Source organism: Janthinobacterium sp. GW821-FHT03C10, assembly GCF_059420865.1.
Map to the genome: position 1 here is coordinate 110,646 of NZ_JBWKUN010000005.1, position 13,546 is coordinate 124,191.

The window sequence follows — 13,546 nt, forward strand, 5'->3', positions numbered from 1 at the left end:
CTCAGCGCCCCTCGTGCGTGAGCTTGAGGAAGTGGTTCAGGATGTGGAAGTGGTCTTCGAAGAATTGCTCTTCCATGGCCTGCAGGGCGCTCACCGGCACCCACTGCGCCAGCGCCGCATCGTCGGCCGCCGTCACGGCCGGCAGCTGGCGCGTCTTCAGGTCGAAATAATGCGCATGCGTGATGGTGCGCCCGCGCTGGCTGCGGTCCGGGTGGTCGAACACGGCCACGCCCACCAGCGCCTCGACGAGGGTGGGCGCCAGCACGCCCAGCTGGGTTTCTTCCGCCAGCTCGCGCAGCGCGCCCTGCAGCAGGCGCTCGCGCGGCTCCAGGAAGCCGCCCGGCAAGGCCCACAGGCCCTTGCCCGGATAACTGCCACGGCGCACCAGCAGCACGTGGCCGCCCGTCTGCACCAGCGCGTCCACGGTGCAAAAGATGGGCGCATACGGCGCCGTGCGCCAGCGCGCCTTGTAGGCCTCGATGGCGCGGTATTCCTGCACCAGCGGCGCGTACCACGGCAGCAAGGTCCACGCTTTCAGATACTGGCCGATGGCCGCCGGCAACAGCTGCGCCACGGCGCTCAGCGACACGTCGACGTCTTCCGCCTCGAACAGCACGTTGCGGATGGCCGTCGCGCCGATCGGCGCGCCAGGGTCGATCTCCAGATTGAGCAGCTGCCAGTGCGGGAAGTGGTGCAGATAATAGCTGGTGGCGTCCTTGAAGCAGGCCACCAGGGTGACGCGCTGCGCCGCAGGCACGGCGCCCGCCACGGCGCGCCGCACGGCGTCTGCCCACAGGCCATCGTCGTAGTAATCGCGCACGGCCACGTAATGCACGCGCGCGCGCTGATCCTCGGGCAGGGTGGCGGCGATCATGGCGGCCCGCTCCTGCCACGTAAACGGATTCTTAGGGCTGCGCGCATGGAAGGCGGAACCGAGCACCACCACCACTTGCGCGGCCGTCGTCAGCGCCTTCTGCAGCAAGCCGGCATGGCCGTTATGAAAAGGCTGGAAACGGCCGATCAGGATGGCCGCGTCGGCGGAATAGGCGAGGGTCATGCGTCGTCTCCGGTGGGGTAGTGGGCGGCGATCGGCAATTGACGGCCGCTGCCAAAGGCGCGCGAACGCACGCGGATGATGGGCGCCGCCTGGCGCCGCTTATATTCGTTGCGGGCGACCATGCCGAGGATGCGCGTCACGAGAACCCGCCCCTCGTCCGTCTCGCGCAACTGGTCGACCAGGGTCAGCGCCTGCGCGCTTTCGGCCGCCGGCAAACGCCGTCCCTCGATGTGCCACTTTAAGATTTCATCGAGCACCGGGTACGGCGGCAGGCTGTCGGTGTCGCGCTGGCCCGGCGCCAGCTCCGCCGACGGGGGTTTATCGAGCACGGCGGCGGGTATCAGTTCGCGCCCGGCGCTGGCATTGATGTGGCGCGACAGGGCGAAGACCTCGGTTTTATACAGGTCGCCAATCAAGCCCAGGCCCCCGTTCGTGTCGCCGTACAGGGTGCAATAGCCGACCGAGATTTCGCTCTTGTTGCCGGTGGTGAGCAGCAGGGCGCCGAAGGCGTTCGAGTATTCCATCAATATCGTGCCGCGCACCCTGGCCTGCAGGTTTTCCAGCGGCAGTCCCTGCAGCTTGCCGTCGAAGGCCGCCGCGTAGCCGGCTTCGTACTTCGCCACGATGTCGCGGATCGGGTGCGTGGTCAGGGCGATGCCCAGGTTGGCGCACAGGGCGACGGAATCGGTGACGGAGCCGGCGCTGGAAAACACGGACGGCATGGTGATGGCCGCCACGTTATCCGCGCCGAGCGCCTCGACGGCCAGGGCCAGGGTCAGCGCCGAATCGATGCCGCCCGAGCAGCCGACGACGACTTGCGTAAAGCGGCAGCGGCGCGCGTAGTCGCGCAAACCGAGCACGATCTGGCGGCGCGCAAACTCCACGGCGGGGATGCCGTCCGGGTCCGGCACGGGAAACGCCGCGCCGTCCTTCTGCGCGAAACGCCCATCGGCAAAACGCAGCAGCTGGAAATCCTCGACGAAGCGGGCCGCCTCGAATTGCACGCCATCGCCCGGCGCGATGGCGAACGAGGCGCCGTCGAACACCAGCTGGTCCTGGCCGCCCACCTGGTTGACGAACAGCAGAGGCAGATTCACGCGCTGGCAGGCGGCGCCAAACACGGCGTGGCGCTGCGCGCGCTTGCCGATATCGGACGGGCTGGCGTTGATGCTGACGATGAGATCAGGCCGCGCCGCGTGCAGGGCCTCAAACGGGTTGACGGCGTAGGCGCGGCCGTCGTCGTTCCAGCCATCCTCGCAAATCATGAAACCGACCTTGCAGCCGGCGATATCGAGGGTGCAGGCGCCGGGCGGGCCCGGCTCGAAATGGCGGCCCTCGTCGAAGATGCCGTAGGTCGGCAGCAGCTGCTTGTAGTATTCGGCGACGATATGCCCGTCGCGGATGGCCAGCAAGGCGTTGTACAGGGGCTTGCCGACGCCGGGGTTGGGGCGCGCCGTGCCGATGACGGTGACCAGCGCGGGCCAGCGCGTGGACGCCTGCAGCAGGGTCTCGAGCGCCTGCTGCAGGCCGCGCAAGAAGGCGGCATCCTCGAACAGGTCGCCCGGGTAATATGCGCACAGCGACAGTTCGGGGCACACCAGCAGGTCGGCGCCATCGCTGCTGGCGCGGGCCATGCGCGCGGTGATGGCGGCGACATTGGCGTCGAAGTCGCCCACGGTGGGATTCATCTGGGCGAGGGCGATGGTCAGCATGGTGATCCTTCAATTGGTTCCGCTTGAAACCACTATCCTGCCTGAAAAGTTTTCTGAGCGTACTGATGCAATCGTGCAAGCCTGCCGGTCGCTGCCTACATGGTCTTGCGCCAGGACCGCAAGCGCGTGCGCGCGTTCGCATACGGCGACGCCGTATTGAACTGGATCATGCGCCCCATCGTGTAATGCGTGTACCAGGGCTGGCCATACAATTGCACGTCGTCGTGCGCGTCGATCAGCGCCAGCAGCTGGTCTTTCGCCTGCTCCAGGCGCTGCAGCAAGTCGTCCATGCTGAGGTCAGCATAGTCGGCATAGAAGCGCTGCGCCAGAGCGCCGAGAGCGTTCCACGTGAAACCTTCGGCGGGAAAGGCGATGTCCTCGATGCGTTTGCCGTCGCGCAGCTGCGCATGCCAGTGCAGAACCAGCTCATTCCAGCCCACCAGGTAGGCGAGCAGATCGCACACGCTCATGCGCGTGCCTTTCACTTGCCCCTCCAGCACGGGATCGCGCGCCAAGGCCGGCGGCACGCGCGCCAGCTCCTGCATCAGCTTGGCGTACGTGCTGTTGATGGCGTCGACCAGTTCCCGCTTGCTGTTGGGGATCGCCATCACGCCGCCCGGATCACCGGCAAGCCGGCCGCCTGCCAGTCGTCGTAGCCGCTGCCCAAACGGCGCGCAGGCAAGCCGTGCTGGCGCAGGGCCGCCACGGCCTGCACGGACAGCACGCAGTACGGGCCGCGGCAGTAAGCGGCAATCTCTGCGTTCGCGGGCAATTCGTCCAGGCGGCGCTGCAAGTCGTCAAAAGGAATATTGATCGCGCCGGGCAAGTGGCCGGCGGCAAATTCCTGCGCGGGCCGCACGTCGAGCACGGTGATGCTGGCTTCCTGCATGCGTTCCAGCAGCTCGTCGCCCGTGATCGCTTCCACGTGGTCGCCCCGGCCCAGCGCCTGCAATTCGCTGCGCTGGTGCTGCGCATACACGTCCAGCGCATCGAGCAATTGCATGACAGGGCCGTTGCCGAGCCGGTACAGCACGCGCTTGCCGTCGCGCCGCGCCTGCACGAAACCGGCACGCCGCAGCTGCTGCAAATGCTGCGAGGTATTCGCCACGGACAGGCCCGTCAACTCCACCAGCTGCTCCACCGCATACTCGCCGTGCGCGATCTGCTCGAGCAGGCGCAAGCGCGGTGCGCTGCCTAAAATATGGGCAAACCCGGCGGAACCGGTAAGCAATTCAATATCAGCATTTTTCATTGACACGATGCTAGCACCCTTATAACATTCAAGCAATCAATTGAATGTTATGAGGGAGACACGATGCAAATACTCTGGCTCGATGCCCTGGCGATCGGCGTGGGCGCGACGGCAGTGATGGATGTGTGGGCGGTGGCGTTAAAGCGCTTCTGGTGCATACCCTCGCTGAACTTTGCGATGGTGGGGCGCTGGCTCGGTCATTTGCCGCGCGGCACTTTGCGCCACGTCAACATCGCCCAGGCGGCACCCGTGCGCGATGAAGCCATCCTGGGCTGGACGGCCCATTACGTGATCGGCGTGCTGTTTGCGGCCGTGCTGCTGGCGCTGGTAGGGCAGGAGTGGGTGCAAGGGCCGACGTTCGCGCCGGCCCTGCTGGCGGGCTTCGTGAGCGTGGCCGCGCCGTTTTGCATCTTGCAGCCGGGCATGGGCGCCGGCCTGGCCGCCAGCAAGACACCGCATCCGGCGGCCGCCCGCCTGCGCAGCCTGATGGCCCACACGGCGTTCGGCATCGGCCTGTACCTGGCGGCGCTGCTGTGGTCGACCGTGCGCTGACTCGTGCCGACTAGCTCGTCAGCGGCGGCACGGGTGCGGGCGCCGGGGCCGGCGCGGCGGCCACCGCCGGGATCAGCTGCGCCTCGGACTGCGCCGGCACGCTGCTCAGCACCATGGTGCTGGGCTTGGCGATCGCGATATGCGCCTCGTCCAGGCGCTTGAGCAGCTCGAACAGCAGGGCGCTGCGGATGCCCGACGTCAAGCGCGGCGACGAGGCATAGCCGGTGGCGTTGAACAGCAACAAGCCATTGTCGATGCCGTCGAGCTGCACATTGGGCGCCGGCGTGTCGAGCACGTCGGGATTATCGACAAACGCGGACAGGATCAGCGCGCGCGCCGCTTGCGCATCCGTGCCCAGCGGCAGCGGCAGCTTGACCTGCACCAGGCCCAGGGGATTGGCCAGGGTCACGTTGCGCACCGTCTTGGTGATGAATTCCGAGTTCGGCACAATCACCGTCGAGCGGTCGCCCAATTGGATTTCCGTGGCGCGCACATTGATGCGGCGGATATCGCCTTCCACGCCGCCCAGCGAGACCCAGTCGCCCACTTTCACGGGGCGCTCGGCCAATAGAATCAGGCCGGAAACGAAGTTCTGCACCACGGCCTGCAAGCCGAAGCCGATACCCACCGACAAGGCCGACGCCACCCACGCGATGCGTTCCAGACCGATGCCGGCCGCCGACAGGGCCAGCGCCACGGCCAGCACGCCGCCGATATAGCCGAACAGGGTGATGAACGACACTTGCATGCCGGAATCGAGATTGGTGGTTGGCAAATAGCTGTTTTGCAGCCAGCGCTTGAACAGGCCCAGCGCTACGAAGCCGACGACCAGCACCAGCAGGGCCTGGATCAGCGCGCCAGGGCGGATCGCCACCTCGCCGATGGCCAGGCCATCCTGCAGCTTGCCGACGCGCTGGAACAGCTCGCCCGGACCTTCGCCGAACGGCGCCAGCAGCAGCATCAGGGCCAGCAGCACGACGATGGCGCGGCCGATGCCCGACAGCAGCACGGCCGCCTGGTCGCGCGCCTTGGGCGTGGCCAGCACGGGGTTGACGGCGTCCGGCGGCGGCGGCGTCGAGGCCAGCAGCATGCAGATATCATCGACCAGCACCGTCAGCAGATAGGTGCTGCCCACCACCACGATGACCCAGGCGATTTGCTTGGCGACAAAGCTGCCGAAGGCCACATAGCCGACCAGCAAGCTGATGACGCTCGACGCCAGCGCCAGCCACAGCAGCACCGTGATGCAGCGCAGCCACAGCGGCGTGACCAGGGTGGCGGGATCGGCCTCGCGCAACAGGCGCCAGCAGCGCTCGGCGCGCATCAAGCCATAGGCGATGGTCGTGCTCATCACCAGGGCGACGATGCAATTGACGGCCACGGCCGTCGACAGGCCCGCATTGATGACGATGGTGACCCGTTCCGTGGCCCATACGAGCACGACGATAAAGGAAAACATCGAGGGAAAATGGCGCAAGCGGTGCGCAAGCGCATCGGGCAGGGGCAGCAGGCGCCACGACACGCGCCACGGCGACAGCAGCGCGTGGCCCAGGCCCGCCGTGAAACCGGCAAAACAGATAATGCCGATCAAGCTGCTGAGGAAAGTCGAGGTTTTTTCGGACAGGCCGCCCTCCCAGCGCAAGCCCATGGCCAGCAATTCCGCCACCAGCCCCGGCGTGGCGGCCGCCAGCACCAGCACGGCCAGCGCATGCAGCGAACGGCGCAAGCGGCCATGCGGCACGCGCGTGGCCGTGACCACCAGCAGATAGCGCGAAGCCCAGACGCTGGCGCCGATCACGGCCACGATGCCGGCCAGCAAGCCGCCCCAGGCCGACCACGGCGTGGCGCGCGCCGCGTTGCCCAACTCCTGCCCCAGCGCCCGCAGGCGTTGCAGATTCTGCGGCAACTCCGCATGCAGCTGGTTCCAGAACGAGCCGGCCAGAATCGACGCCGTGCGCTCGCCCAGGCGCGCCTGCAACTGCGCGCGGCGCGCCGTCGACACCTGTTCCGACGCCTGCGTCGCTTCCACGGCCAGCAGGCGCGCCAGTTTTACCTGCGCGTCGAGCGCGCTGCTGGTGCGGTCCAGCTGGCTGCGCTGCGCCGCCACGTCGGGGACATCTTTCGTGCCCGCCGCCGGCTTGCCCAGCTCGGCCAGCCGCGCCTGCACGCTGGAGAGCGTAGGCGTGAGTGCCTCGGCCACCTTGTCCGCCTCGGCGCTGGCCGCCAGCGCATCGGCGCGCATCTGCGACAGGGTCGCGTCATCGAGTTCCGCCTCGCCATCGAGCGCCTTCTGGATGGCCGTGATCTGCCTGCGCAAGCCGTCGAGGCGCTGGTCGGCCGTGGCGGCATCGTCGACGGGCTGCGACCAGGCGGCAGGTGTTGATAAGGAACAAGCCAGCAGCAGGCTCAATAGCAGCGGCAGCAGCCAGCCGCGCGGGCGCGGGCGCGCGGACAAACAGTGGGGGGTACGGAATGAAATCATGCGGTCCTATGGGCCAGGTGAGACAAGTGGTATCAAGACGGCATCGCACCGGCGTGCGCGGCTTTGAAATGCCTCTGCAGGGGGCCGGAAACGACGGGTAGTACGGGAGTTGCTGAACTGTACGGCAAACATCGACAGACTAGCGCACTCCTGCGATCGCTGACGGATATTTTCGTGCGGCAAGAGCAAGCCCGTGCCAGCCAGCGGCCGCAGGGCGCCATTTCCATCCCGTATCATGCCCGTCCGGCGGCCCGCAAAAGCGGCGGCCAGGGGACCGCAATGGTCTTGATGTTTACAAAAAAATTTCCACAAGACAACATATCAGCTTCTTGTTAAAATATTAAATTATTCTCTATATCAACGCGAGCACCCATGACATTGCCTGTGAATCAAGCCGCGCAGCATTTACGAGCCGCCATTCGCGAGGCCACCGCAGGCCTGGTCGATCGCGAACAACTGGCCGAACTGATGATCCTGGCGGCCGTGGCAAGGGAACATTTGCTGGTGATTGGTCCCCCCGGCACGGCGAAGAGCGCTGTGGTACGGCGCGTGGCGCAGAGCCTTGGCGGACAGTATTTCGAATATCTGCTGGGCCGTTTCACGGAGCCATCCGAGCTGTTCGGCCCCGTCAACCTGAGCAAACTGCGCGTGGGCCAGGTGGAAACCGATATCGCCGGCATGCTGCCTGAAGCGGAAATCGCCTTCCTCGACGAAGTTTTCCTTGGCTCGACCGCCATCCTTAATACCTTGCTGGGACTGCTGAACGAACGCCAGTTCCGGCGCGGCCATACGCGCATTGAGTGCCCGCTGCGGGTCTGTGTCGGCGCCTCCAACGCGCTACCCGAGGATGAGGGCCTGGCAGCGTTCGCCGACCGCTTCCTGCTACACGTGTTTGTCGAGCCGGTGCCCGACAACCGTCTGGAGGATCTGCTGGCAGGCGGTTGGGCTGCCGGCCAGCACCAGGTGACGGCCATGCTCGACCTGTCCAGCCTCGACGTGCTGAACCAGGCCGTGCCGCAGGTCGACATGGAGGGCGTGCGGCTGGCGCTGGCACAGGCGATCCGCCTGCTGCGCCAGGCCCAGGTACAACTGTCGGACCGCCGCATCGTCAAGGCCCAGCAGCTGATCGCGGCGGCGGCCGTGCTGGCCGGCCGCAAGGCGGCCACCCGCGCCGACCTGTGGCCGCTGCTGTACGTGATACCGACGGCGGCAGGCCAGCTCAGCGCGCGCGAAATCCTGCGCGAACTGCTGGCGGAAGCCAGCCATCCACTGCTGCACGCGGTGGTCGAGCAGGCCGCCCAGCAGCCGATGGCGCGGCTGGCGCGCCTGGCCGAAAGCGCCGACCTGCTATTGGCGAACAGCGGCGCTGGTGATACCCGCCCGCGCATCGAAGCGCTGCTGCGCGAAATCGACGCCAACTTTGATGCCGCGCAACTACCCGAGCAACTGGCGCAGCGCCGCCAGCAGTTGATCGCCGCGGCGAGCACAGTCTGATGCCGGTGATGGCATGGCAAACGCGCGTCACCGCGCTGGCGCCGGCCGGCATGGTGGCGCCAGCGACGCTGGCCCCCGTGCTGCTGGCGCGCCTGCGCACCTGCACTGCCAGCCAGTTGCTGGCCTTGTCGGTGGTGGCGACGCGTGACCTGATGGTGCTGCTGGGCGCGAACGATGCATTGCCATGGGTGGACGGCGCGCGCTACTGCGCCCCGCATCCGCAAGCCCCGAATCTGTGGACGCCCACGCATCTGGAGCCGGCGCTGCCGGCAGACCTGGTGCAAACCAATCTGATCGAACGGGCCGGCAGCAGCCCGGTACTGCTGTGGCCCGCGCCGGAGCTGCTGCTCCCGCTGGCTGCGGCCCAGACACTGACACCATCCTTGCTGGACTGGCTGGCCCAGGAGTTGGCATGACCTCGCTGCCAACCGCACTCGAGCCGTGGGCACCATGGCTCACGCTGTTTCCACCCGATCTGGCGCCCGCCGTCGGCGCACTGCTGCTGCGCCTGCATCCGCTGGTCGGCAAACTCAGTACCGCCACCCTGGAGCGCGGTGCCGATCCGGCCGGTATCGGCAACATCGTGCGGCGCGGCCAGTACGAGCGCCTGCTGATGACGCAATGGGTGTATGCCGATGCCGAGCCGGATGAATTCCTGCGCCGCGCCGCCAGTGGCGAGCTGCTGTTCAACGGCCCCGAGCCGGCGGTACACCAGCGCTCGCTGCACAGCGTGGTGCTGTTCGACGCGGGGCCATCCCAGCTGGGCGAGCCGCGTCTCGCACATTTGGCGCTGTTCATCCTGCTGGCGCGCCGCGCGCAGCAGGCTGGCGCCCGGTTCAGCTGGGGCATCTGGCAGCTGCCCGGTATCCTGTCCGAAGACACGGAAAAAGAAGGCTTGCGCAAGCTGATCCAGTCGCGCACCCTGCACGCAGCGCCCGCCAACGCGCGCGAGCAGTGGCAAACCAGGCTTGGCGGCGACCTGGCCGACTGCTGGCTGATCGGCGTTGCCGGCGAGGCGCCCAGGCAGGCGCGTGAGCGGGTGGCGATTCGCCGCGCCCTCTGCGGCAACCATCTGAATGTCAGCCTGCGGCAGCGGCATGACTACCGCACGGTGCAACTGGAATTGCCCGACGCGCCGACAGGCGTGCGCCTGCTGCGAAAACCGTTTGCGCCGCGCGCGCCAGCGGGCGTGATCCATCACCACGGCCACCAGCCGTCACGCGCACAGGCGCCGCGCTTCGCCAGCGGCGGCAATCTCGTGTGCGCGCCGCAACTCAATGGCGGCGCCATCGTCTATCACGTGCCCCAGTCGGCGTCCGTCAAACCCGGCAAGCCGCGCATCATCTCCGCGCCGAAGCATGGCGCCATCCTGGCAGCCGGCGTGTTCAAGCCGGCGCTGTCCTGTATTACCTCGGCCGGCGGCACGCTGGGTTTTCACAACTTTCCCGGTCCCCTGTTTTCCAGCAAACCGATCCTGTGCGACCGGCCGCCGCTGGAACAATTCCATGCGCCGCCCGGCATGGGGCGATGGTTGCAGACGTTCTATCTGCTGGCCAACCACAACGTCCATTGCTACGAACATGTCGTTGTACTCGATACCAAAAGACGGCTGGTTTGCTGGCAGGCGGCTCCGGCGGCATCGCACAAGGTGGCGTCCACGGTTTCCTTCCGGGCTGTGCTCGACAATGTGATCGGCGCTGACCAGCTGGGCGACTCGCTGTATATCGGCTGCGCCGATGGCGACGGCGTGCAGCTGTATCACTGGCATCGCCAGAATGCGACCCCGTACAAGATGCAACGGATCGCGCAACAAGGCAGCAGGCTGCTGCATGGCGCCTTGAAAGGCGAGCACGCCGGCCACAGCGGCAACCTGCTGGCGCTCAAAACCGGCCCGAGCCGCTGGTGGGTCGGCAGCCACGCCATGGGCGATGCGATGGACATCGATGACAACGCCGCCGTGCTGGGCGTGGCCATCAGCGAAAAACATCCCAAGCCCGGCCTGGTGGTGCTGCATCCGGGCCGCTACCGCATCGAATTGCGGGTCGGCCATCTGCGCTACACGCTGGCCACGTCACCCGAAGCGATACAGCAAGCCAGCATGGATCCTGCCAGCGCGCGCATCGCCTGGATCACGGCCAAGAGCAGCACCCTCGTCGTGCGCCATATCGATGACGAGCAGCCGCTGTTGCAAATTTCCTGCGATCGAGACATTGATGAGTCATAAGATACGCCGCCCCCTGCATGACGGCATGCAGCTGGTGCATGCGCTGTGGTTCGACCTGGCCCTGCTGGGCGAGGCCGAGGTGCGCCGCCGCGTGCTGCGGCACTGGGCGCCGGGCGCGCGACTGCACCGGGTGCACGATGGTTTCCTGCTGTTGCTGGCGACGCCGCGCTACGGCCAGTGCGCCGCGCTGGACGGCTTGCCGCTGTGCGAACAGGCGGGCATCCTCAGCAGCGCGCCACTGGCGGCGGACGAACGGGCGGTCACGCCTCCGTCCGGCATCTGGCTGGTGCGCGCGGCGCAGGCGCAGCTGATCAGCCTTGCGGCGGCGCCGCGTATCGACCCGGCCGCCTGGCTCGATCTGCGCGCGATTCCCCTGCATGCGCCATTGCGCCCGCCGCCAGCCGCTGCGGCTGCGGCCACTGCGGCCTTGCTGGAAACGCTGCCCGTGCGCGACATCTTCGCAGGCGCGCTGGCACCGCCCAGCGACAAACGCGAAGCGTTTCTACGCCAGATGGACAAGGCGCAGCACGGCGCCAAGGCCATGCGGCGCGGCGCCGGCATCGCGCTGGCGGTGACGGGCGTGGCGGCCGTCCTGCTGGGCGCCATACCGCTGGGCTTGATCAAGCTGTTCGGCGGCGGCAAGCAGGCCGCATCCGCGCAGGCGGACAGCGGCCGGCAACAGCGACCGCCATCGGCGCTGCAGCAGCGCCTGGCCGCGCTGGCGACCCGGCTGGCGATCATGACGCGCGCCTCCACGGTGATCGGCTGGCGCCAGGCCGCTTATCTGCGCAAGATGATGCAGCTGCTGGAACAGGGCGACGTGAAAGAAGCCCTGCGCCATGCGATTCCGCTCGACACCCTGTCGCCAGCGCGCCGTCCCGCCTTCGGCACGCCGCGCCCGCGCACCAGCCTGGAAATTTCCGGCCCCGGCCAGGCGAGCAGCTCGATCAGCCTCGGCGGCGAGCTGGAGCAATACTTGCGCGCGACCTACCGCGCCACCTTTGAGCGGCTCGATCGTGAAGGCAAGATCGACGAAGCCACCTACGTGCTGGCGGAACTGCTCAAGTGCGGTAGCGAGGCAGTCGACTATCTGGAGAAAAAGGGCCGCATCAAGCAAGCCGCGCAGCTGGCGGAAACCATGGAGCTGGCGCCGGAAGTCGCCGTGCGCCTGTGGTGCATGGCAGGCGACGTCGAACGGGCGGTGAAGCTGGCCCGGCTCGGCCAAGCGTTTGGCGCGGCGGTCCAGTTGCTGGAACGGCGCAAGAGTCCGCAGGCACCGGAGATGCGCTTGCTATGGGCCGAGGATCTGGCCATGCGCGGCCAGCTGAGCGAAGCGGCGGAAGCCATCTGGCCATTACCGGAGCAGCAGGACAAGGCGCTGGCATGGCTGCTGGAAGGCGAGCGCACGGGGGGCGTGCTGGGCATGCGTGCCCTCCTCAAAAAGCTGGCCTTGCTGCCAGCCAGCCTGGCCGACAGCGAAGCGGCCGTGCTGCAGCTGCTCGACGACGACAGCGACGAAGGCGCGCAGCAGCGCATGCGCCTGGGCACGGAATTGCTGGCGCTGTCGCTGCATTCGCCCGCCACCCGACGCGTGGCGGCGGAACTCATGCACCCCTTGCTGGCCGACCGCATGGGCGAACGTATCGCATTCGACAAGAAGGCAATGACCAAGCTGCTGTCACTGTCCGACGGCGCCGTCCTGCGGGCCGATCTGTCGGCATTGACCCTGCCTGCCATGGTGCCGCCCCAGGAGCTGCGCAAGCGCCGCAAGCCGCTGCGGGTGCATCTGGCCGAACGCGGCCTGTTGACGATCCATGATGCCCGGCGCCTGCCGGACGGCCATTACCTGCTGGCGCTGGGCGAGGGCGGCGTGGTGCGCATCGACCGGCATGGCCGGCAACTGGCGCAGTTCCCAGTGCCGGCGACGCGGCTGGTGATGGCGGCCGGCGGCCAGCGTGCGCTGGCGCTGGTGCAGCGCGACAGCATGTGGCGCGTCAGCCGCATCGACTTGATCGCGCGCAAAGTGTCGGACTGGATCATCCAGCCACTACGCTTCTGGGCCGACAACTATGACGGCCTGATCTGGAACGCGGTGATCGACAACCGCCTCGTCGCCATCGACAGCAGCAAGGATCAGTTGGCGGTGAGCTGGCAAGTGGCCGACTTGCCAGGGCGGGTGGTCGCCTTCCAGGAAGAGCCTGGCGTACAGACCTTGCTGCTGGCGACGGCAGAAGGCATCCAGCAATGGCGCTATCAATTGCCCGCGCGCCGCCTGCTGCAGCGCGACAGCTTCCCGCATCCACGCGATCCAGTGCTGGCGCTGCTGCCGCATAGCGCGCGCGATGCGCCCACCCTGGTCTGCATCATGGGGGATGACGGGCCTCGCTACCTGCAAGTGCATCACGGCGGCGCCACTGCGCCCTTGACGCTACCGTTGCAGGCGATTGCCTCGGTTCCCGAGGTGACCCAGGCGGCAGGCTTGCTGATGGTGCGCAGCCACCTCGACGACGACAGCCCCATGGAATGCCTGGTGGCCGATGGCGGAACGGGAACCGTCCTGGCCCAATTGCGGCTGGACGAATGCGATGCGGCACGCGTGCATGTCAATGACGGCCACATCCTGCTGTGCGACGACGCGGGCCGGCTGATCGATATCGACTGCGAAAACAGCCAGGTGCACACCTTGACGCTGGCGTAGACGCGTGCCGGCTCAATCGGATGCCCGAACATATTGGGGATGTCGGGAAAGGAATCGGTGCGTCGCCCCGGAAGA

General features: G+C 67.2%; 10 protein-coding genes. 5 read left to right on the forward strand and 5 right to left on the reverse strand.

Going from position 1 to position 13,546, the window contains the following annotated elements; genetic code table 11:
• Position 1: 1 nt before the first annotated feature.
• From AC07VH_RS17575 to AC07VH_RS17590, 4 genes are all read right to left on the reverse strand, one after another.
• Positions 2-1,057, reverse strand: a complete 1,056-nt coding sequence (locus AC07VH_RS17575; RefSeq protein WP_494787627.1) for a bifunctional nicotinamide-nucleotide adenylyltransferase/Nudix hydroxylase — start codon at positions 1,055-1,057, stop codon at positions 2-4.
• On the reverse strand, positions 1,054-2,769 hold the full coding sequence (locus AC07VH_RS17580; protein ID WP_494787626.1) for an NAD+ synthase: 1,716 nt from the start codon (positions 2,767-2,769) through the stop codon (positions 1,054-1,056). Before AC07VH_RS17580 ends, AC07VH_RS17575 begins: the two co-directional genes overlap by 4 nt.
• Before the next feature lie 95 nt (positions 2,770-2,864).
• On the reverse strand, positions 2,865-3,377 hold the full coding sequence (locus AC07VH_RS17585; RefSeq protein ID WP_494787625.1) for a ClbS/DfsB family four-helix bundle protein: 513 nt from the start codon (positions 3,375-3,377) through the stop codon (positions 2,865-2,867).
• Positions 3,377-4,021, reverse strand: coding sequence for an ArsR/SmtB family transcription factor (locus AC07VH_RS17590; protein WP_489629318.1), 645 nt, complete (start codon positions 4,019-4,021; stop codon positions 3,377-3,379). The genes AC07VH_RS17585 and AC07VH_RS17590 overlap by 1 nt, the downstream gene beginning before the upstream one ends.
• A 63-nt stretch (positions 4,022-4,084) precedes the next feature.
• Here AC07VH_RS17590 and AC07VH_RS17595 point away from each other — a divergent pair, with 63 nt between their 5' ends.
• Positions 4,085-4,573, forward strand: a complete 489-nt coding sequence (locus AC07VH_RS17595) for a DUF2938 domain-containing protein (RefSeq protein ID WP_494787624.1) — start codon at positions 4,085-4,087, stop codon at positions 4,571-4,573.
• Between the two features lie 10 nt (positions 4,574-4,583).
• On the opposite strand, the gene AC07VH_RS17600 is transcribed toward AC07VH_RS17595, so the two are convergent.
• Entirely contained in the window at positions 4,584-7,055 is a 2,472-nt protein-coding gene (locus AC07VH_RS17600; protein WP_494787623.1) for a DUF3772 domain-containing protein, read from the reverse strand.
• A 372-nt stretch (positions 7,056-7,427) separates the two neighbouring features.
• Here AC07VH_RS17600 and AC07VH_RS17605 point away from each other — a divergent pair, with 372 nt between their 5' ends.
• Genes AC07VH_RS17605 through AC07VH_RS17620 form a run of 4 tightly spaced genes read left to right on the forward strand, consistent with a single transcriptional unit; the run spans position 7,428 to position 13,471 of the window.
• Complete coding sequence (locus tag AC07VH_RS17605; protein WP_494787622.1) at positions 7,428-8,549, forward strand: AAA family ATPase; 1,122 nt, start codon at positions 7,428-7,430, stop codon at positions 8,547-8,549.
• Positions 8,549-8,965, forward strand: coding sequence for a bpX5 domain-containing protein (locus AC07VH_RS17610; RefSeq protein ID WP_070288922.1), 417 nt, complete (start codon positions 8,549-8,551; stop codon positions 8,963-8,965). The genes AC07VH_RS17605 and AC07VH_RS17610 overlap by 1 nt, the downstream gene beginning before the upstream one ends.
• Positions 8,962-10,773 (forward strand): hypothetical protein, encoded by a 1,812-nt coding sequence (locus AC07VH_RS17615; protein ID WP_494787621.1) that lies wholly within the window; start codon positions 8,962-8,964, stop codon positions 10,771-10,773. The genes AC07VH_RS17610 and AC07VH_RS17615 overlap by 4 nt, the downstream gene beginning before the upstream one ends.
• Positions 10,763-13,471, forward strand: coding sequence for a bpX6 domain-containing protein (locus AC07VH_RS17620; protein WP_494787620.1), 2,709 nt, complete (start codon positions 10,763-10,765; stop codon positions 13,469-13,471). Before AC07VH_RS17615 ends, AC07VH_RS17620 begins: the two co-directional genes overlap by 11 nt.
• Positions 13,472-13,546 lie beyond the last annotated feature (75 nt).